The following is a 20,421-nucleotide window of genomic DNA, read 5'->3' as shown; positions in this document are numbered from 1 at the left end:
CAATATTGGGGAGAAAAAATCCTTAAAATAAGGGTATTTCTAATAAAACTTTTGTCCCAATTCCTGCAACCGAGTCAATATTTAGCTTCATTTCGTTGTTTTCTGCTCGTTCTTCAAAATTGCGTAAACCATTTCCTTCAGTAATTAGATTTTGGTCGAAGCCAATACCATTATCGCTTACTTCAATGATTATCTGATTGTTTTCCATCACAATTTTTACCTCAACTTTGGTTGCTTTTGAATGTTTTACAACATTGTTAATCGCTTCTTTATAAATCATGTAAGCATTTTTTCGGGCATCCATTGTAAGTGAGTTTTTATTGCTATCTATTTGATTGTCAAAATATAGTGAAATTCCTTTTGCCGCTAATACTTCGGTGGCAAAGCCTCTCATACGGTCAATAAATTTTTGAAAGGCATCATTTTTAGCCTGTATCGCCCAAATGGTATCTTGCATTAATTGTACAGATTCAGTAGAATTATTCGTGATTTTATCAAGAATAGGCAACAGTTCTGGTGGTGATTTTCTACGGAGTAATTCAACAAAAATGGCAATACTATTGAGGTTAGAACCTACTTCATCGTGCAAATCGGCAGCAATTCTGTTTCTAACATCTTGTAGTTTTAGTTTTTGTCGGAGATTGTATAATGAGAAAAAATAAATGGCAATACCAATCAAGAAAAGAATATAGATAATGATTGAAGGCAAAAAATAGCCTTCTTCCCAAAAAACATTAGGAATGGTAATGGATACTTTACTAATCGTTTTTTTATCAAGTGGATTTGTACAAATTTCCAAGAAATAGTTACCCCCAGCTAACGGAGGTATTTGTACGATAGGTTCATGACCAAGCTCCATCCATTGGTTATATTTTTCAGTATTGGAAATTCTGAAAAAGTAGGTCAAAGTTTGATTTTTAGGAATAAATTGAAGTGTAATTACCTCATTGTATTTGAGTAGAATTTTATTGCGTTCAAGTGTTTTATTTATAGAATCTTGCGAAATATCTCCTTTTTTAAAATGCCAAATACTCTTTATTTGTAAGTTCTGAGTGAAAGCTGAACTTGACAAAAATATAAGGTAAAGTAATATTAAGGGTAGTTTTTTCAAAGTCTTAGGTCAGGTAAATATTTAATAATGAGCGATTTATCATAAATATAAGGGTTTTGTTGGGATTACTTTAAATAATGAACTATTATTTATTGAGCGGTAACAAAAAGAGGGTTCAGCCTAAAATCTGAACCCTCCTGATACATTCATTCGTATTTTATATAAACGTATTAATCAATAAAACGCCTAAAAGTCCAACCAAAGACACAATGCTTTCCATCATCGACCACGAGCGAAGGGTGTCTTTTATACTCAAATTAAAATATTCTTTAAATAACCAAAATCCTGGGTCATTCACGTGCGAGAACATCAAACTGCCTGAGCCAATCGCTAAAACCATCAATTCTGGATTAACGCCCGACTGTATTACCATTGGGGCAATGATGCCTGCCGTTGTTAGCCCTGCTACTGTTGCTGAGCCAACGCAAACCCGTATAATTGCGGCAACTAACCAACCCGTAATCAATGGATTAAAAGGTAAATCTTTCAAAATGCCCGCAATTTCATCACTAACGCCACTTTCTATTAAAATTTGTTTTAATGCTCCCGCTCCACCAATAATCAAGATAATCATAGATACATCTTTGACGGCATCGGTATAAAACCCCATAATTTTTTTCATGGAAATACCTCTATTTAGCCCAAGCGTGAAAGTCGCAACGATTAATGAAATGAGCATGACGATAGCAGGGTCACCCACAAAAGCACTGAAAGATTTAACAGATTCATTATCCTTTGCTTTAAAAGTAAGAATAGTTGTTAATGCCAATAAAATAACAGGCAGGAGAGAGGTAGCGAAACTATTAAACTTACTTGGTAGCTCTTCTTGTGGCATCGTTTCATTTTGGAAAGCCGCCAAAGGTTTTGAATGTATTTTTTTGAGTGTTAAGGCAAAAACGGGACCTCCTAAAATAATGGCAGGAATTGCAATTACCAAACCATAAAGTAACGTAACACCCATATTGGCATTAAACTGTGCTACTAAAGCCGCAGGAGATGGATGCGGAGGTAAAAAACCATGTGCAACTGATAAAGATGCCAACATCGGAAGCCCTAAATACACCGCAGGAAGTTTATATTGATTAACAACCGAAAAAATCAATGGAATCATCAATACAAATCCTACATTGTAAAATAAGGGAATACCAATGATAAAACCAGTACAAACAAGTCCCCAATGAATATATTTTTCGCCAAAAATACTCATCATTACAGAGGCTATTTTTTGTGCTGCTCCACTTTCAGCTACAATTTTTCCTAACATTGCTCCCAAAGAAATTACAATGACCAACGAGCCAAGCATATCGCCAATGCCCTTTTGGAGTGATTTTCCGAGGTTTTCTAAAGGAACACCCATGCAAATACCCGCCACAATAGAAGTGATTAGGAATGCCAAAAAAGGATTGATTTTACCCCAAGTGATAAGAAGGACTAAAAGCCCAATACATAGAAAAATGGTAATTAGAGTCATGTATGCAATTAGTAATTAACAGTGAATAATTAACCGTAAATAGTAAGTTTAATTTTTAGATACAGTTTAAGTCTTAAATTTATTACTTTTTATGTTAATTGTTATAGGCTTGTATGGAGACTTTTTATTTAAAGTATCTAAATAAAACGTTCCAAATCAGACTAACACGTATTTTATCGGGTATTATTGAGTACTTTCTCTTGACATTTAAAATACAAACAGTTATCTTTGCACCTCTATTTACAAAAAAGATTTTAAACAAACACATAATATGCTGATTATCAATATCAAAGAAAACGAGTCAATCGACAAAGCGTTAAAAAGATTCAAGAAAAAATTTGAAAAAACGGGCGTAGTAAAGGCACTTCGCAGACGTTCGGCTTTTGAAAAACCATCAATTAGCCGTCGTACTGAGATTATCCGTGCTTCATACAAACAAAGAATGTACGGTAACGAAGAATCTTAGGTCATTGATTTTATTTCTAATAACATTATTTTATGTTATCAATTTAATCGTGAATTAAGCCGATAACCGTCAGCATCAAAAAGCGTTAGAATTAACTGTAAAGTTTGTTCTAACGCTTTTTTATTGGAAATTTACAGAGTAAAATAGACCACAGATTGTACGGATTTAAAGGATTTTCACTGATAAAGAATATTATGATTTACTATCTTAAAATATAAAAATCAGTGTGAATCTGTTAAATCCGTACAAATCCGTGGTCTATTTTTATCAGAATTAACTTATGAATGAAATAATCTCTTTTTTTCTCAAATACATCAAGTACGAAAAACGTAGTAGCGACCATACCGTGACTGCTTACGGCATTGATATGAAGCAATTTGATGAATATTTGGTGAAATCTTACGACTTCCATCACCCAGAATTAGCGGATTTTCAGATGATTCGCTCTTGGATTGTGTCGATGGCAGAAATGAAAGTGGAAAATCGTTCTATCAATCGTAAAATTGCTACTTTACGGACTTTCTACAAATTTCTTTTGCAGAAAAAAGTTATAGAAAAAGACCCAATGCTGAAAATTTCGGTACTGAAAACTTCAAAAAATATCCCAGAATTTATCCGTGAAAAAGAATTGGATTCATTGTTAGATGATGTAGGATTTCCAGATGATTTTGCGGGTGTGCGAGATAAATTGATTTTGGAATTATTGTACGGAACGGGAATGCGTTTGTCCGAAATGATTGATTTGAAGGAAACGGATATTGATTTTTATAATCGAACGGTTACGGTTTTGGGTAAACGCAACAAACAAAGAATTATTCCGATTAGTCAGTCATTGGTAAAATTGATTCAAGACTACCAAAACTTTAAAAATACAGAAGGCTTAACGCATGAATATTTAGTAGTTTCTGAAAAAGGGAATCAGGCTTATCCCGTTATGATTCAGCGAATTACGAAGAAATACTTGTCATTAGTAACAACTTTGGTAAAGAAATCGCCCCATATTTTACGACATTCCTATGCTACGCATTTACTCAATAATGGAGCTGAATTAACGGCAATCAAAGACCTTTTAGGACATTCTTCGCTTTCTGCGACTCAGGTTTATACGCATAATTCAATGGAGAAAATCAAGAAGATTTATGAGCAGGCACACCCGAAGGCGTGAGGTTTGAAAAATATTATTTATCAATACACATCACAATAGTTACTCAAATAATAACGGAATTATCTACAATTTGTCGCAAGACAAAATTAGACCACGGATAGAACAGATAAAACAGATTTACACTGATTTTTCTTTAAATTTATCCGTGTAAATCCGTTGAATCAGTACAATCTGTGGTCTAATTTTATTCTGCGACAAATTGTAGATAGTTCCGAATAATAAACAAAAGACTTGACAAAATTGCCAAGTCTTTTGTTTATAGAATTATCTAAAATCTTCCTCATCTTCATCAAATTTGAAATTATCCAAATCGAATAGAGAATCGGTTAAATCTTTGAATTGCAAGCCTTTTTCTAAGGTTTTTTTCGAGATAATTGAGAATTCTGATAAACCGTGTAAGACAAATTCCATCATAAATAACTTCTCACGACCTTGCATTTGAGGATAAACTTTTTCGATTAAATCGTCTAATCCATCAATCGTTCTTAATCTCGCTGAATAATCAGCATCGGTACTATCATTGAAAATATCCATCATATTTCCATCCATAAACCAGTCGATAATAGGTTTATATGGATTCTTACCCGCCTTATCTTTTGCAGCCTTTTTGATTTTTTCTGGGTCAGGGAAATAGTTTAAAAATTGTGTTCTGATGGCTTTGCCAATCAGGTTTTGAGCCACAATAACAGGGCCTTCTACTTCGCCTTCATAAACTAATTCTACTTTTCCACAAACAGCAGGAATTACGCCAATTAGGTCGGCTACACGCACATAAGTTTTATCTTCGCCATTCAATAAAGCACGTCTTTCTGCCGCAGAAACCAAGTTTTCATAAGCCGAAATTGTCATACGAGCCGATACGCCCGATTTAGCATCTACAAATTCAGAAGCACGAGCCTCAATAGCAATTTGCTCAATTAAATCGTCCATGATATGGTTGGTCGTAACCATTTCTTCTTGTCCGTCTTTCAATTTTGCCTCTTGCAAAGTAATCTTTTTGCCAATCTCCAACGTCTTTGGATAATGGGTAACTATCTGAGAATCAATACGGTCTTTTAACGGCGTAACGATTGAGCCACGATTGGTATAATCTTCTGGATTGGCAGTAAAAACAAACTGCAAATCCAAAGGCAAACGAATTTTGAAACCACGAATTTGAATATCTCCTTCTTGCAAAATATTGAACAACGAAACCTGAATACGAGCCTGTAAATCAGGTAATTCATTAATTACAAAGATACAACGGTGCGAACGTGGAATGAGTCCAAAGTGAACAACTCGCTCGTCTGAATAAGGTAATTTCAACGTTGCCGCTTTGATGGGGTCAGCATCGCCGATAAGGTCAGCTACTGAAACATCAGGCGTTGCTAATTTTTCGGTATAACGGTCGTCACGGTGCATCCACGTTACGGGCGTTAAGTCTCCGTGTTCAGCGATTAAATCTTTGGCAAAACGTGAAAGTGGTTGCAAAGGGTCATCATTCAATTCCGAACCTTTGACAACGGGAACGTATTCGTCCAAAAGATTAACCATTAAGCGAGCGATACGGGTTTTTGCTTGTCCACGAAGCCCCAAAAGATTGATGTGGTGTTGAGATAAAATTGCTCGTTCAATATCAGGAATTACGGTATCTTCAAAACCCCAAATTCCTTCAAAAACCTTCTCTTTGTTCTTGATTTTTAGGATAAGATTATCACGCAATTCGTCTTTGATAGACTTCGGTTTATATCCAGACGCTTTCAACGCACTAAGCGTATTGATTTTCAAAAGGTCTTCTGATGTTAGGTTTTTGTATGGCATTATAATTGGTTTTATGCTTTCTTATGTTTGTTAAATTCTATATAAATAAAATGTAGTGGTCTTAAACTCTTAAACCGTTTCTTTTATTTACGCTTAAACAATGAAAAGGAGTTATAGATTATTCCCCTCTGTACTATTTTTTAGGTTCATTTATGTTTAAACTTTTATTCATTATTCTCTAAAATCTATTCTCTATCATCTAACATCTTTACGACGATTGTTCTCATAATCCTCAAAAATAAACTCTCCAAGCCCTTTCAACGAAGAATAATATGCTCGTCCGTTGTTGATTTTGGTAAATTCTTGGACAAATTCTTTTAAATATTCATCTCTTGCAATCATGAATGTGGTTACAGGAATTTTCAATCTTCTACACTGTGCGGCTAATGTGAGCGTTTTATTCAGAATTTTTTTATCTAAGCCAAACGAGTTTTTATAATATTTGATTCCTTCTTTCAAACAGGTTGGCTTGCCGTCGGTAATCATAAAAATTTGCTTGTTTTTATTCTTTCTTCTTCTCAATAAATCCATCGCCAATTCCAATCCTGCAACAGTATTGGTATGATAAGGACCCACTTCCAAATAGGGTAAATCTCTCACCTGAATCTGCCAAGCATCATTTCCGAAGACAATAACGTCCAACGTATCTTTGGGATATTTGGTCATAATGAGTTCCGCCATCGCCATCGCTACTTTTTTGGCGGGCGTAATTCTATCCTCACCATAAAGAATCATCGAGTGCGAAATGTCAATCATTAACACCGTAGAAGTTTGGGCTTTATACTCTTTGTCCATGATTTCGAGGTCATTTTCAGTAAGCATAAAATTCTCAACGCCATTATTAATTTGTGCATTTCGGATTGATTCAGTCATGGCAATTTGCTCCATCGAATCCCCAAATTGAAATTCTCTGCGGTCGGTATTATTTTCATCGCCCGTGCCTTGGTAGGGAGTTCTGTGATTTCCAGAATTATTAGTTTTCTTTAATTTTCCGAAAATCTCATCCAAAGATTGTTTACGAATTGACTGTTCGCCCTTTGCCGTGAGGACTTGTTGCCCTTCGCCATCTTCGTTTTTTTCTTCTTTGATGTAGCCTTTGTCCTTCAAATCTTGGATAAAATCGGCAATTCCATAAGATTCATCGGTGAGATTATATTGCTTATCCAATTGCGTAATCCACGACAAAGCCTCGGAGACATTTCCAGCCGTCATGGTAATTAATTGATTGAAAATATCAAGCAATTGGTCGAACTTGGCTTTTTTGCCATCTTCCTGTTCGGAGGGTATAAATTCTGAGAAACGATAGCCTAACATGATTATTACGGTTTATATAAACTGAAACACAAAGTTGATAGAATGGGTTTAAAATTAGGGGGATAAAATAAAAAATCCATGCAATTAGTTTGCATGGATTTTATTTTGGAAATATTACGCATTTTATTATAATGTATTCCCGAATAAATTATGAGATAAACACGCTAATTAATTCTACAAAGTTTTAGGCTGATAAACCTTCACAACGCCATCATTTTCGCTACTAACAACTAATAAACTTTTTTGAGTTGGACTGTTTTTAGCAGGAATAAATAAAACGCCTTCAGGAGCATCGCCACATTTTACTAATTGTAAAAATACAGGTGCTTTTGGATTAGAAATGTCATAAATTGCAACCGCATCTACTCTTTCCATACCCACAAAAGCCACTTTTTTATTACCTACCATTCCCGTTGCAATTCCCTCAGGTTCAACCGATTTATCATCACTACGGGCATCATCATAAACTCCTGCGGCGATTACTTTTGTGTCTAATTCGTTTTTGCTATCAAAAACTAACGCTCCATCATTGCCATTCCAAACACTAAACGAACGAGCTCCTAACGAATATAATTGGTCAAAATCACCATCACCGTCGGTATCACCTAAAGTCGTTGTTACATTCAAACGACCAGCTTTGGCATCAGTTTTAAAAGTTGCATCTGGGAAAGCCGTCGCATCTAATTTTAAGGCACTAACTCTTTTGATTTCAGCAAATGCCGTGTATTCTCGTGAATCGCCTTCATTAGCCGTAAATAAATAAGGGATACCACCATTTTCTACCACCGAAATCGCATCAGGCTGATACATACCTTTGATATTCCACTTATTGGCAGCCACCAAATTGTCTCTATCACTGATGTCAACGGCGTTACCATCAACGTTATAATCCTTAAAACCAAGTGGTAAAATGCTCGTAATGGCTTTCGTTTCAAGGTTTATTTTAGCAATAGCATTATTTTCTTGAAGGGTAACCCAAGCTGTTTTTGAATCGTCAGAAACAGTAATGTATTCAGGTTCAATATCTTGAGCAAAGCTTGCATTTAATCCAAAAATTCTAAAACCTTTAGCCGTTAAACTGGCTTGTTGACTACTGAAAGATGAAAAATCTAAAGTCGAAACAGAATAATTATCATTAACTGAAATAATAGAAATTGTTCCTAAAGGGTCATTTTTATAAGTAGCATTGGGTTCGCCTTCGTTGGCAGTTAAAATAAATCTACCATCGGGCGAATACGTTATCATATCAGGTAAAGCTCCAACGGTGATTGTTTTAACTTCCTTATAATCAGTAGTATTAAATACAACAACTTTGCCTGTTGCTTGCTTGTCAACCGATTCAATAGCGGCTGCCAATTTACCATTTGATACCGCAACACTGTTGACTGCCCCACCATACGGAGTCATGCTAATAGAAGCAATTACGCTCATTTTGGCTGGGTCTGTAAAATCAATGACATCAATTTTATTGACCGTTCCATTATTGACAACAAAGAGTTTGTTGGTTGCGGGGTCATAAGCAGAAATTTCGGCAGCACCAACATCACCTATGTCTATTGTGCCTATTTCGGCAAAAGTGGCAGCGTCTTCATTGACAAAAAACTCCGCTTCGTTTTTATCACAATTGGACAAAAGGAACAAAAATGAAAGAGAGAGGATTACTAAAGATTTTTTCATGAGTCTATTTTTTTACAAAACTATTCTTGAAAAAACAGACGTATGTTAAAGAAATATTAACGGTAGGTTAATTTTAAAAGTGACCTTATTGATAGTAATTCACTTTCTTGAAATGGTAGAAGTCGCAATAAATACAATATTGGCAAGGGTTTTGAACATCAATTGACGACAGATATTCTCAAAAATTTATATTCGAAAATCACGAGAAATATTCCCATGTTATAATAAAAACGTAATAGTTGCGGAGGATTGTTTGTTGTCTTTTGGGTTGAGGAGGTGAAATTGGTATCTTTGCTTTTGGGAAATTCAATAATGATACAACATTATGGCTTTAAGAGATAAATACATAAATCCATTTACAGATTTTGGTTTCAAAAAACTGTTTGGAACAGAACTTAACAAAGATTTACTGATAGATTTTTTGAATGAAGTTGTATTGCCCAAAGAACGAAAAATCAAGGACTTGACCTACGCTAATAGTGAAAGGATGGGACGTACTACACTTGACAGAAAAGTGATTTTTGATTTGTATTGTGTAGGTGAAAATGATGAGCGTTTTATCGTTGAAATGCAAAAGGCGAAGCAGAATTATTTCAAAGACAGAAGCGTTTATTATGCTTCATTTCCAATTCAAGAGCAAAGTATTAGGGGCGATTGGAATTTTAAATTAGCAGAAGTTTATACTGTTGGTATTTTAGATTTTGTCTTTTCTGAAGATGAAAATGAAAAAACGGTTAGACATGAAGTGAAATTAAAAGACCAAAATTGTAAGGTATTTTATGATAAATTGACTTTCATTTACCTTGAAATGCCCAATTTTATTAAAACAGAAGAGGAGTTAGAAACAACTTATGATAAATGGTTGTATGTACTTAAACATCTTTCTGAATTAGAAAAACGTCCGCAAAAATTACAAGAAAAAGTATTTGAGAAGCTATTTAAAGCGGCAGAAATTGCCAAGTATTCACCCATTGAATTAGATGAATATGAAAATAGTTTAAAACAATATCGAGATTTAAAAAATGCAATGGATACTTCTCATAATGACGGAAAAATAGAAGGAAGAATTGAGCAAAAAATAGAAGGAATAATTAAAGCTCTCAGAAGAGGGAGATTAACGATAGACGAAATTTTGGAAGATTTTGAGGTCTCAGTTGACTTTGTTTTGAAAATTAAAGAAGAGAATAACTTATAATTTAGCGTATAATACAATAAACATAATAAATTTAACCTGCTGTTGTAAAGCAGATAATCCAAGCAGGAATAGGATAACTATTCACTAAAAAAATGAAAGTATTAAAATTCGGAGGAACTTCTTGTGGTACTATTGACAGTATCCAAGCGGTGTTAGGCATCATCAAAAGCAAACAAGCAAAAGGTGAGCAAGTCGCAGCAGTATTTTCAGCAATGGGTGGCGTGACCAACCAGTTATTGAAAGCAGGAGATTTAGCGTCGGTAGGAGATACCACCTATTTTGACTTAGTTAAAGAGATTGAAAATCGTCATTTCACAGTTGTACGTGCCTTAATTGACGTAAAATCTCAGTCGAAAGTATTCGCAAATATCCGCACCACTATCAACGAATTAGAGGATTTACTGAAAGGTGTCTCGCTGATTCGTGAAATTTCTGACCGAACCTCTGACCTTATCGTCAGTTTCGGAGAACGTCTTTCTACCACCTTGATTTATGAAATTCTTCATGCACAAGGCGTTGATTGTCAGTTTTTAGATGCCCGAAAAGTCATTCGTACCGATGGTAATTTTGGCATGGCGGCGGTGAATTTCGAGGTAACGAACGCTCAAATTCAAACGTATTTCTCGAAAACAAAATCACTACAATTAATTACAGGTTTTATTGGTTCGACCGAAAAAGGCGAAACCACAACACTTGGTCGTGGAGGTTCTGATTATACAGGTTCAATTTTCGGGGCGGCTTTAAATGCGGAAGAAATCGAAATTTGGACAGATGTGGACGGCATGATGACCGCCGACCCACGCAAAGTGAAAAATGCGTTTACCATTCCGACCATCACGTATTCGGAAGCGATGGAATTGACACATTTTGGGGCGAAAGTGATTTATCCGCCTTCGTTGCAACCCGCTTTTGCCAAAAATATCCCGATTAGAGTTCTCAATACATTCAATACCGATTTTATTGGAACGGTCGTAAATCGTGCCGCAGAGCCATCAGAATACATTATTACGGGTATCAGTTCAATTGATAATTTGGCTTTGGTCAACTTACAAGGTTCGGGTATGATTGGCGTTGCTGGGGTTTCAGCCAAGTTATTTACCGTTTTAGCGAAGCACAAAATTTCCGTTATTTTGATTTCGCAAGCCTCATCCGAACACTCAATATGTTTTGCCATTGAGCCTTCTGCATCGGTTGCGGTAAAAGCATTGTTGGAAGAAGAATTCAAAGCTGAAATTGCCGATGGCGATGTAGAAGGCATTGATATTCAAGAAAATCTGTCGGTAATTGCCGTTGTGGGCGAAGGAATGCGTCGTCATACAGGCGTAAGTGGGAAATTATTCTCGGTTCTGGGTAAAAATGGAATCAACATTATTGCTACGGCACAAGGTTCATCAGAATTGAATATTTCCGTGGTAATTGAGAAAAAGGATATTTCAAAAGCCTTGAATGTTATCCATGATTCGTTCTTCTTCTCGCAAGCCAAAACCTTAAACCTTTTCTTGGTAGGAACAGGTTTAATTGGTAAAGCATTATTAGAACAATTGCAAGGACAAGAAAATTATTTATCGAAATACAAAGCCTTGAAAATCAATTTGGTGGGCGTGATGAATTCTCGAAAAATGCTCATTGATCCACAAGGAATTGACTTAGGTTCGTGGGAAGAAGAACGTGATTCAAAAGGGAAACCTGCTGAAATTTGGGCATTTGTAGAAGAAGCCAAACGGTTAAATTTACCCAATTCAGTCTTTGCAGATTGTACCGCTAACAAAGAAATTCACAACTATTATTTAGGATTATTTGAAGCGAACATTTCGGTAGTAACGCCCAATAAAGTAGCCAATTCGGGACGTTACGAAGATTATGCTTTGTTGCACAGAACAGCGTTGAAAAAAGGCGTAAAATTCTTGTACGAAACCAACGTAGGAGCGGGTTTACCCGTAATCAATACGCTACAAGGCTTGATTTCTTCGGGTGATAGATTTGAGAAAATCGAAGGCGTTTTATCAGGAACATTGTCGTACATTTTCAATAATTTCAAAGCAGGCGTTAAGTTTGCCGACATCGTAAAAGAAGCCAAAGTAAAAGGTTATACCGAACCAGACCCAAGAGAAGATTTGAGCGGAATGGACGTAGCCCGTAAGATTTTGATTTTAGGTCGTGAAATAGGCTTAAAATTAGAGCCAGAAGACGTTACAATCGATAAATTATTGCCAGAAAATTGCGAACAAGCCCCAACCGTTGAAGATTTTTTCACGGAATTAGAGGTTTCAAACGCTTATTTTGAAGCAATGGTAAACGAAGCAGAAGCCAAAGGCGAAGTGCTAAGATTCATTGCGACTTTGGAAAATAACAAAATCAACATTGGTGTAAGAAGTATTGGAAAAACACATCCATTCTATATGATGGACGGAGCCGATAACGTGATTTCATTCACCACAAAACGCTACCACGACCGCCCATTGGTCATCAAAGGCCCAGGAGCAGGAGCAGAGGTGACGGCATCAGGTGTGTTTGCGGATATTGTGGCAATTGGGAGCTATTTGGCTTAGACAAATATTTTATGATAAATTTAATAAAAATTAGAAATTTCAAATCCATCAGAGAAATGGAGTTGAAGCTCTTGCCTATCAATGTCCTGATTGGTGCTAATGGTGCGGGTAAAAGTAATTTTATTAATTTTTTTAAACTAATATATAATATTTACACTCAAAACTTACAGAACTATATTGCAGAAGAAGCGGGGGCAGAAAATATTTTATATAATGGATTAAAGGAGTCTGAACGTCTTTTAGGGAGAATTGAGTTTGATAAAACCAATGCTTATTCTTTTACCCTGAAGCCAAACCAACAGGGGAATCTATTTTTTGAATATGATATAACCCGATTTTATCATGGATTTGGAAAAACGGGTTGGGATGAAATACCACTTGGAAATGGATATTTAGAAAGCAGGTTAAAAAATGAAGAAGGTGGAAGATATAAGTATGTGAAAAAATATATGTCTTCATTTAAAATTTTTCATTTTCACGATACCAGTAAAACGGCAAAAATTAAGCAAAAAGGTAATATTGATGATAACCAATATTTATTTGAAGATGCTGGGAATTTAGCTGCTTTTTTGTATTTTCTTCAAGAAAAACATCCTAAAAGTTTCATAAAAATAGAAATGCTTATTAGGTCTGTTGCTCCATATTTTGACTGTTTTGTGTTAGAACCTGACAAAATTAGAGAGGATAAGATACAATTATCATGGAAGCAAAAAGGTTCGGACATGCGTTTGTATGCGATGCAGTTATCAGATGGTACTTTGCGTTTTATGGCTTTAGCGACCTTACTTTTACAGCCAGAAATTCCTTCAACTATCATTATTGATGAACCAGAATTAGGTTTACATCCTTTCGCCATCAATAAATTGGCTGGACTAATCAAAAAAGCATCGGCTCAAAGTCAAATTATTATTTCGACTCAGTCCATAAATTTGGTGGATAATTTTAGCCCAGAAGATATTATTACTGTTGATAGAGAGGATAATCAATCGGTATTTGTTCGGCAAAATAGTGAAAGTCTCAGCGACTGGCTTCAAGAGTATAGTATTGGTGATTTGTGGAATAAAAATGTAATTGGAGGTACACCATGAAGCAATTATACATTATCGTAGAAGGACCAACTGAGGAAGAGTTTGTCAAACGTATTTTGATTCCTTATTTCACTGCTAAAGGCTTGCATACTAATATCCAACCAATTTTAGTATCAATGAAAGGTGGTGGAAATGGTTTTAATAATATGGAACATTTCGGTAATACAATAAAGCCTATTGTGTATTATAACGATGAACCCATTATCACAACTATGATTGACCATTATGGTATTAATAGTGAACTAAAGTTAAAGGGGTATTTGAAATGTAAAGAGAAAAATAATGTTGAGGAGCGTATTAGTTGTATGGAAGAGTCTTTAAGAACGTATGTAAATACAATTAAACCTTATCCTAACTTTATTCCTAATATAATCCGTCATGAGTTTGAAACATTACTCTTTTCAAATCCTATAGAAGGTTTTGGTTTAGAAAATGATAAAATTATAAAAGCAGTTGCTTTATTAAGAGATGAATTTTTAGGAATAGAAGATATTAATAGCACTCCAGAAGGTGCACCATCAAAAAGATTAGAAGCTATTTACAAATCCAATAATGAAAAATATGCTAAAATTGTAGATGGATTTAATATAGCTGATTTAACTGGAATTGAAAAGATTTTAGAGGAGTGTCCACGTTTTAAGGCATGGGTTGACCAAGTTATTAAAAGTGTATTAACATCTTGATTATAATTATTAAAAGGAGTCGATTTAGGAAAAGTATAGAATGACAAATAACTCAATAAAAGTTTTCGCCCCTGCAACGGTGGCAAATGTAGCCTGTGGATTTGATATTTTCGGTTTTGCCGTTGATAATCCTGGAGATGAACTTATCCTGAAAAAAGCTAATCATAAAGGCGTTAAAATTCTTAGTATTGAAGGTGATGATGGTCGTTTGCCATTGGATGCTGAAAGAAATACCGCTGGAATTGCCATTATCAAATTCTTGGAAGCCATTGGTGAAGAAGGTCAAGGTTTTGAAATGAATCTTAAAAAACTGATGCCTTTGGGTTCTGGTTTGGGTTCTTCGGCGGCTTCTTCGGTGGCAGGTGTTTTTGCGGCTAATGAATTGATGGGCAGACCTTTGGCTCAAAAAGATTTATTGCCTTTTGCCATGGAAGGCGAGCGTATCGCTTGCGGTTCTGCTCATGCTGATAACGTGGGGCCAAGTTTGATGGGCGGTTTTGTAGTCATTCGTTCTTATGAACCTTTGGATATTATTCAATTGAAAACGCCGCAAGAATTATACGCAACCATTGTTCACCCACACATTGAGGTAAATACGAAGGATGCTCGTAATATTTTGAAAAGAGAGATTTCTTTGAAAAATACCATTACTCAAATGGGAAATGTAGCGGGTTTGGTAGCAGGATTGATGTTGCCAGATTACGATTTGATTTCGAGAAGCTTGGTAGATGTAATTATCGAACCCATTCGCTCAATCTTGATTCCTCAGTTTGATGATGTAAAGAATGCGGCTTTGGAAAATGGAGCTCTGGGTTGTTCAATCTCAGGTTCTGGCCCTTCAATGTTTGCTTTATCGAAAGATTTATTTACGGCAAATCGAGTTGGGAAAGCTATGCAAGATGGTTTTGCCAAAGTTGGCATTGGTTCAGAATGTTATGTTTCTGGAATTAATCAGGCTGGCCCTGTGGTGTTGGGATAATGTATGTAGGACAGGTTTTTAACCTGTCAAATTACTAATTGTTTGTAGGACAGATTTCTAACCTGTCAAATTAAAATTGTTTGATTGACAGGTTGGAAACCTGTCCTACTTAAAAAAACCTGCAAGAATTCATTTCTTGCAGGTTTTTTTGTTGTCTCAAATCATCATTCAAGACGTTTCAAATCATGTTTTAAAGCGTTTTTGGGTTTTTAAAGGTGAAACTTTGACTCATTAATTCAACGAAAACATTTTGCAAACATGAAAACGCAAATCACAAAAATCATCATCGCTTGTTTTTCCTTTATCGCTTTTATAAGCCAAGCCCAAACTACCCGTGTGAGCTTCACCATCAAAAATCCATCACTAAAAAGTAGAACGGTTGATTTTAAAAGTTATAGTTCTACAAACGAAAGATTTACGTCGGGCTATGGCTACGGATTAAATGCTTTGGCTTCGCACGCTGTCAATTTACCCGCTCCTGTGTACGTATTCGTAGAAAAAAATGGTAAAAACGAGCTAATATTTGTTGTAACAGAAAAAGATAATGGTAAGACTTATAACGTTAATGATGAATACGAAATCAGTCGTGAACAATACCTTGAAGCGGCTCGTGCCGAAATGAATCAACGAAATATTGAGAAAGAGAAAGACGATAATTCCATTGAAAATATCGCTAAGAAAAAAGGATTAAAATTGGCGAAAATCACGATAAAAGGCACTTCTTGGTTTCCTTCAATGGCTCATATACGTTATGAATTACCTTGGGGAAATGATAAACAAACGGGTTTCTCTGGCTCACTAAGCAAATTTAATGGTCGAGATTTGATGCTTCCGATTGGCTCAAAAATCTACCAATGCAGTGATAAATATTGGGATAAGAATACCAAATTTACTGAAAAACTTATCTTGACAGTGGACGATAAAAAATCAAATTTAACTATTGTATTGAATTAATTATCAATTGATTATATAAAAATGAACAGCGGTTATCCGTATCAAAATCATGAAAACTTTATTCTCAAAAATCATTACTCCAACTTACACATCTACTTGGTACACTGATTTATTATTGGCACTTCCTCGCATGATTGGATGTTATTTTTTAGCGGTTAATTTTGGTGGCAGCAAATTCCCTTGTCCAGATTGGTTTATTCAAGATATGGTAAAATTTGGAGGAATATTTGCTGCTTTCCCTACTTTCTTTGCTTGGGCTGCGGTTTTAGCGGAAACCTTTGGTGGAGCATTATTAGTGATGGGTTTATTCACTCGTTTTGCGGGTTTTATGGTAATGTGTACAATGTTAGTCGCTATTTTCTTCCAAAAATGGGGTGGTGAAGTTTGGGAAATGTTACCAGCGATGGGCTTTCTTTGGATTTCGATTTATGTCGTTGTAATGGGGTCTGGAAGGTTTGGAATTGATCATTTAATTACTAAAATTGATTTATTCAAAACTGATTTGCCTAATATTAGTTTAGAAGATATATCAATGATAAAAACCGCAACTATTTAATAATCAATGGAAATTTACCTCTCCTATTATTCTGTACCACTTTGGTTTGGCTTTATTCAAGCTTGGATTTATGCTTTTTTACTCTGGAATCGGAGTCGACAAAACGGACGGCTTTCAGATATTCTTTTAGGCTTAGTTTTGGTAGGAATGGCGTTGAATATTTGGGAATATATGCTTGGTTTTTCGGGTATAGAAATTTTATGGAGACAACTAAATTTCTTTCCAAGAAACTTTGGAATGGCTTTCGCTCCGCTTTGTTATTTTTATTTCAAAAGCCAGATTGATAAAGATTTTAGGTTTTCTAAACAAGATATTTGGTATTTTCTGCCGTTTATTATTCATACGATTTATCACGTTGGCGTTTTTTCAATGGGGCAAGATTTTGTGAAAACGGTTGAAAAAAACTTTCACGAACCTTTCTTTATTCCTCAAATTACAACATTTTCTGAAATAGCACTAAATTGTTATTTTATCTACAAATCTTTTAAACTTTATAATGAATATCGCAAGTGGACAAAAATACAATTTTCTGATACAGAGTCTGTTAGCTTTAATTGGTTTCGTAACTTCTTGATTGTATTGGTACTAATGTTTGCGGTTTACCTAATCAAAATGATTATCATTAGTGTTTATCAACTTGATTTTAAACAGGATTGGTGGGACAATTTGGTGGGCGTAGCTTTAATTTATTACGTATCTATCACAGGCTATACACAAGCACAGCCAAATACAGGTTTGGTTTTTAGAGAAGAAGAATTTAAAGTTGAAAATATTCAGAAGGAAAGATTTAATGAATCTGAATTAGATAGTTGGAAGTTGAAAATCCTAAAATTAATGGAAGATGATAAACTCTACCTTCAGCCAGAATTAAACCTTTCGGATATTGCCAATCGACTAAAAACTAATATTTCTGTACTTTCAGGCGTGGTAAATAATGCTTTTGGAAAGAATTTCAATGACTTTGTGAATGAATATCGGGTAAAGGAATTTCAAGAACGAATTGTTTTACCCGAAAATAAAAATATTACGCTACTTGGTATCGCATTCGACTGTGGATTTAATTCAAAAGCCACTTTTAATCGCTCTTTCAAGAAATTTACAGGGAAATCGCCTAAAGAATTCTTAGAAATTTAAGCGCTTGATTATTCGCTTGAAAATTACGTACAAAAAGTAACCAATAATACTGCCCAATCCATCCGCTAAAGCGTCATACCATTCAAAGCCACGGTGAAAAGATTCGGGTAAAATAGCTTGCCAAAATTCAACCCCAATTCCATAAATAATGGCAATGGAAATAATTTTTAAGGGTTTTGGATATGGAAAAAGCCAAAAGAAAGTGAAACCTGCAAAGGCAATGAAATGATTTGCTTTATCACTTAAATTTTGTGTAGTTGGAATATGCTGGCTCGGAATGGTACAGAGAATGAAAATGATAATTGTCCAAACAATAGCGGGATATTTTGTTTGAAGAATGTTTAGGAGTTGTTTCATGAAACAAAATTACTAAACAATAAATCGTCACACAGAAAAAATATTTCAAAAATAATCGGCAATAAATTTCTTAATCGGAATTTTATTGCCGATTTGTGTTTCAAAATAAATAGAATACCCTATAAGAAAGCTTGTTTATTGTATTATTTGACATACTTTTGAATTATTAAACCAGTTCCAAATCTTTATCAAAAACTATTTCTAATGAAAAAACTGATTTTTATTCTCTCTATTTGGGCAATTTCGTTTGGTGTTTTTGCCCAAAATCAATACAATATTATCCCTGTGCCTCAAAAATTAGAAGCTCAAACGGGTGTTTTTACGGTTAATGATAAAACCGTTATTGTTGGAAATCCTGCTTGGATAGACGTAGCAGAGTTATTAAATACGCAGCTTAATACGGTAAATAGTTGGAACAAAAAGGTGGTTATTGGTTCTGCCAAATTGGTAAAAGGAGCTATTCAATTTGTGCAAGATGAAAGTATTGCAGATGAAGGATATAAGCTGGATGTTTCGCCAAAACAAGTTATTATTTCTGCCAAAACAGCTAAAGGAGCATTTTATGGTGTTCAGACATTATTACAATTGTTGCCAACCGATATTTTTAAAGAAGGAAAAGTGGAAGCCGTGAAATGGACAATTCCATGTTGTAAAATAGAAGATGCCCCAAGATATTCTTATCGAGGATTACACTTGGATGTTGGTCGTCATTTTTCACCCGTTTCATTTGTTAAAAAGTATATTGACTTAATTGCATTGCATAAATTTAATACTTTTCATTGGCATTTAACAGAAGACCAAGGTTGGAGAATTGAGATTAAAAAATATCCAAAATTAACGCAAATTGGTTCTGTTCGTAAAGAAACTTTAATAGGAAAATACGGTAGTGGAAAATACGATGGCAAAGAATATGGCGGATTTTATACGCAAGAAGAAGTAAAAGAAGTTATTGCTTATGCCAAGAAAAAATATGTAACAATTGTTCCCGAAATAGAAATGCCAGGTCATGCACAAGCGGCTTTGGCGGCATATCCAGAGTATGGTTGTAATCAAGATAAAATTTATCAAGTACATACAACTTGGGGCGTTTCAAATGATGTTTTTTGTCCACGTGAAGAAACGGTTACTTTTTTAGAAAATGTTTTGACAGAGGTAATTGATTTATTTCCAGGACAATACATCCACATCGGAGGAGACGAATGCCCGAAAGACCAATGGAAAAGCAGCCGTTTTTGTCAAGATTTAATGAAGAAAGAAGGCTTGAAAGATGAGCATGAATTACAAAGTTATTTTATCCGTAGAATTGATAAATTCATTACCTCAAAAGGCAGAAAAATGATTGGTTGGGATGAAATTTTGGAAGGCGGTTTGTCGCCAAACGCCACCGTAATGTCGTGGAGAGGTGAAGAAGGTGGGATTATGGCAGCAAAACAAAATCACGATGTAATTATGACACCAGGTTCTCACTTGTACTTAGACCATTATCAGGCTGACCCCAAAACAGAACCTTTGGCAATTGGCGGATTTTTGCCTTTAGAAAAAGTATATAGTTATGAACCTGCTCCAAAAGAATTGACGGCTGAACAAAAGAAATTTATTCTTGGGCTTCAAGCCAATGTTTGGACAGAATATATGCAAACAACAAACCAAATTGAGTACATGGTTTTTCCAAGAGCATGTGCCGTTGCGGAAGTAGCTTGGTCGCCAAGCTCAGCCAGAAATTATGTAGATTTTACCAATCGTCTAAAAACACACATTGAACGTTTGGGAAATTTAAAAGTGAATTATGCTAAAAGTTTCTTAGCAGAAAAGAAATAAACACTTCAAAATCAATAAATTAATGCTTGTACATGGTAGAATAACCTTTTAGGATATTCTACCTTTTTTGTTTGTAATAATTTGAAAGCATAGAAAAGTCCTCT

General features: G+C 35.1%; 17 protein-coding genes. 11 read left to right on the top strand and 6 right to left on the bottom strand.

The annotated features are described in order from the left end of the window. Positions 1–22: 22 nt before the first annotated feature. Positions 23–1,111 carry a sensor histidine kinase gene (locus tag VB796_RS03745; RefSeq protein ID WP_323345171.1) on the bottom strand — a complete coding sequence of 363 codons (1,089 nt, stop codon included), beginning with the start codon at positions 1,109–1,111 and terminating at the stop codon, positions 23–25. A gap of 157 nt (positions 1,112–1,268) precedes the next feature. Beyond that, positions 1,269–2,582 (bottom strand): gluconate:H+ symporter, encoded by a 1,314-nt coding sequence (locus VB796_RS03740; protein ID WP_323345170.1) that lies wholly within the window; start codon positions 2,580–2,582, stop codon positions 1,269–1,271. Positions 2,583–2,853: 271 nt separating this feature from the next. Here VB796_RS03740 and rpsU point away from each other — a divergent pair, with 271 nt between their 5' ends. Beyond that, positions 2,854–3,048, top strand: a complete 195-nt coding sequence (gene rpsU, locus VB796_RS03735) for a 30S ribosomal protein S21 (RefSeq protein ID WP_323345169.1) — start codon at positions 2,854–2,856, stop codon at positions 3,046–3,048. A gap of 280 nt (positions 3,049–3,328) precedes the next feature. Continuing rightward, on the top strand, positions 3,329–4,213 hold the full coding sequence (locus VB796_RS03730; protein WP_323345168.1) for a tyrosine-type recombinase/integrase: 885 nt from the start codon (positions 3,329–3,331) through the stop codon (positions 4,211–4,213). Between the two features lie 264 nt (positions 4,214–4,477). Here VB796_RS03730 and VB796_RS03725 read toward each other — a convergent pair whose 3' ends face one another. From VB796_RS03725 to VB796_RS03715, 3 genes are all read right to left on the bottom strand, one after another. After that, positions 4,478–6,013 carry a magnesium chelatase gene (locus tag VB796_RS03725; protein WP_323345167.1) on the bottom strand — a complete coding sequence of 512 codons (1,536 nt, stop codon included), beginning with the start codon at positions 6,011–6,013 and terminating at the stop codon, positions 4,478–4,480. Between the two features lie 195 nt (positions 6,014–6,208). After that, a complete protein-coding gene (locus tag VB796_RS03720) occupies positions 6,209–7,327 on the bottom strand; it encodes a vWA domain-containing protein (RefSeq protein ID WP_323345166.1) in 1,119 nt (372 codons plus the stop codon). A 174-nt stretch (positions 7,328–7,501) separates the two neighbouring features. Beyond that, on the bottom strand, positions 7,502–9,004 hold the full coding sequence (locus tag VB796_RS03715; RefSeq protein WP_323345165.1) for a choice-of-anchor I family protein: 1,503 nt from the start codon (positions 9,002–9,004) through the stop codon (positions 7,502–7,504). Between the two features lie 325 nt (positions 9,005–9,329). Here VB796_RS03715 and VB796_RS03710 point away from each other — a divergent pair, with 325 nt between their 5' ends. The 8 genes from VB796_RS03710 (at position 9,330) to VB796_RS03675 (ending at position 18,142) form a co-directional block, all read left to right on the top strand. Next, positions 9,330–10,199, top strand: coding sequence for an Rpn family recombination-promoting nuclease/putative transposase (locus tag VB796_RS03710; protein ID WP_323345164.1), 870 nt, complete (start codon positions 9,330–9,332; stop codon positions 10,197–10,199). A gap of 92 nt (positions 10,200–10,291) precedes the next feature. After that, positions 10,292–12,748, top strand: coding sequence for a bifunctional aspartate kinase/homoserine dehydrogenase I (gene thrA / locus VB796_RS03705; protein ID WP_323345163.1), 2,457 nt, complete (start codon positions 10,292–10,294; stop codon positions 12,746–12,748). Positions 12,749–12,759: 11 nt separating this feature from the next. Next, positions 12,760–13,836 carry an AAA family ATPase gene (locus tag VB796_RS03700; RefSeq protein ID WP_323345162.1) on the top strand — a complete coding sequence of 359 codons (1,077 nt, stop codon included), beginning with the start codon at positions 12,760–12,762 and terminating at the stop codon, positions 13,834–13,836. After that, complete coding sequence (locus VB796_RS03695; protein ID WP_323345161.1) at positions 13,833–14,519, top strand: DUF4276 family protein; 687 nt, start codon at positions 13,833–13,835, stop codon at positions 14,517–14,519. Before VB796_RS03700 ends, VB796_RS03695 begins: the two co-directional genes overlap by 4 nt. Before the next feature lie 40 nt (positions 14,520–14,559). Beyond that, complete coding sequence (locus VB796_RS03690; RefSeq protein WP_323345160.1) at positions 14,560–15,498, top strand: homoserine kinase; 939 nt, start codon at positions 14,560–14,562, stop codon at positions 15,496–15,498. A 258-nt stretch (positions 15,499–15,756) separates the two neighbouring features. After that, complete coding sequence (locus VB796_RS03685; RefSeq protein WP_323345159.1) at positions 15,757–16,452, top strand: hypothetical protein; 696 nt, start codon at positions 15,757–15,759, stop codon at positions 16,450–16,452. 49 nt (positions 16,453–16,501) lie between these two features. Further along, a complete protein-coding gene (locus VB796_RS03680; RefSeq protein ID WP_323345158.1) occupies positions 16,502–17,008 on the top strand; it encodes a DoxX family protein in 507 nt (168 codons plus the stop codon). A gap of 6 nt (positions 17,009–17,014) precedes the next feature. Continuing rightward, complete coding sequence (locus VB796_RS03675) at positions 17,015–18,142, top strand: helix-turn-helix domain-containing protein (RefSeq protein ID WP_323345157.1); 1,128 nt, start codon at positions 17,015–17,017, stop codon at positions 18,140–18,142. On the opposite strand, the gene VB796_RS03670 is transcribed toward VB796_RS03675, so the two are convergent. Further along, a complete protein-coding gene (locus VB796_RS03670) occupies positions 18,131–18,499 on the bottom strand; it encodes a VanZ family protein (RefSeq protein WP_323345156.1) in 369 nt (122 codons plus the stop codon). The genes VB796_RS03675 and VB796_RS03670 overlap by 12 nt on opposite strands. Positions 18,500–18,703: 204 nt before the next feature. Between VB796_RS03670 and VB796_RS03665 the strand changes: the two genes are divergently transcribed. Beyond that, positions 18,704–20,317 (top strand): beta-N-acetylhexosaminidase, encoded by a 1,614-nt coding sequence (locus VB796_RS03665; protein WP_323345155.1) that lies wholly within the window; start codon positions 18,704–18,706, stop codon positions 20,315–20,317. Positions 20,318–20,421: the final 104 nt, after the last annotated feature.

It is taken from the genome of Arcicella sp. LKC2W, from assembly GCF_034931005.1.
Lineage (GTDB): Bacteria > Bacteroidota > Bacteroidia > Cytophagales > Spirosomataceae > Arcicella.
This window is presented reverse-complemented; position numbering and strand designations above follow the sequence as displayed.